The organism is Dactylosporangium sp. NPDC051485 (assembly GCF_040682015.1).
Lineage (GTDB): Bacteria > Actinomycetota > Actinomycetes > Mycobacteriales > Micromonosporaceae > Dactylosporangium.
The window spans coordinates 1-1,342 of record NZ_JBFAZW010000253.1 but is presented as its reverse complement, the minus strand read 5'-3'; the positions used below and the strand labels follow the sequence as shown (position 1 = coordinate 1,342).

Genomic DNA, 1,342 nt, shown 5'->3' with positions numbered 1-1,342 from the left:
TCCGACGTCGGCACCCATAGGTATCGGCGGCACCGAATACGTACTGGCCGTCGGTCAGTCGATCGAACTGAAGTTCGCAATCAACAGCCCTCCCGACCCGCAGCACGGCCGCGGCGATGCGCACGGCGGCGTCGGTGAGCTGCCGCCGCTGCTCGCGCCGGGCCCGCAGCCGTCCGCCGGGCCGGGGACGCAGGTCGACCCAGAGGGGCTGTTCGCGGTACCGCCCGGCGAACCCGGCCTCGCTCAGCGCGGTGCTCGCGGGCCACACGAAGTCCCGCTCGGCGTCGCTCCAGGCGATCTCGCCGCCGGTGAGCACGATGACCGGTGCCGGGCGCTGCCAGTCCCACCAGGACCGCAGCTCCTCGGCGACCCAGCGGGACTTGGCGGAGGGCTCGCAGGCCAGCACGGCCAGCCCGGCGCAGGAGTGCAGCGCGGCCGCGATCTCCCCGCGCAGGCTCTCGCCCGCCGACAGGCTCGCGACGTCGAGGAACACGCGCAGCCGCCGCCGCTCCCACCAGCGCCGGCCGATCCGCTGCAGGCGGGCCCGCAGGCGCTGGGCGCGCTCGAGGTCGGGGATCTGGGCGTAGGAGATGAAGACGTGGTGGTCGAACTTCCGGCCGGTCTCGTGCAGCCGCTCCCGCAGCTGCCGCGCCGTCGCGCGGCCCTCGCTCACCTGGTCCGCGACAGGTCGAGGGTCAGCGTGAAGCCGCGCAGCATGTCGCCGGTGCGGCCCTTGACGGTCAGCGCGCCGGAGCCGTCGCCGAGCGTGCCCGAGATCGTGGTGCCGGTGTCCATGACGAGCGGCATGAGGACGCTGCCGAGGCGGTTGCTGCACGCGTCGAGGTTCTTGTTGCTGTACAGGAAGTTCTGCGCGACGCCCTCGGCCGTGTGGGTGCTGGTGAGCCGGCCCGAGACCCGCCCGCCGGTGGCGGTGAGCCGCCAGTAGGTGAGGGTCAGGCCGGTGGTGGTCCGGGCGCTGGAGACCATGGTGAAGCCGCCCTCGGTGGTCTGGTTGGCGGTGCTGACCGACAGCTGGAAGGTGTTCGTCTCGCCGGTGACCGGCGCGCTCGCCACGACCTGCACCCGCTGACGGTACGACTGGGAGCCGACCTGGATCCAGCTGAAGTTCGCGCCGCAGGGCGCGTAGTAGTCGACGGCGGCGGTGGCCGTGCCCTCCCAGACGCCGCGCGGGGCGAGGGCGGCGGCCGTCGTCGGTGGCCTGGTGGTCCGCGTCGGCGTCGGCCGCTCGTAGGTGGTGGTGGTTTCCGCCGGGTACGGCGCGTCCGTGGCCGCCGCCGTGGTGCGCTGCGCGGCGCGGGTGGTGGTGGGCGCCGCCGCGGTC

The 1,342-nt window shown here is 74.1% G+C and carries 1 protein-coding gene and 1 pseudogene; both read right to left on the bottom strand.

Translation table 11 applies throughout. From position 1 onward, the window contains the following. Nucleotides 1-673 (bottom strand): toll/interleukin-1 receptor domain-containing protein (locus AB0M46_RS51355; RefSeq protein WP_363349078.1); only part of this gene is annotated, 673 nt, incomplete at its 3' end. Beyond that, nucleotides 670-1,342, bottom strand: a pseudogene (locus AB0M46_RS51350) (hypothetical protein); the annotation flags it as partial. The pseudogene AB0M46_RS51350 and the gene AB0M46_RS51355, both read right to left, overlap by 4 nt.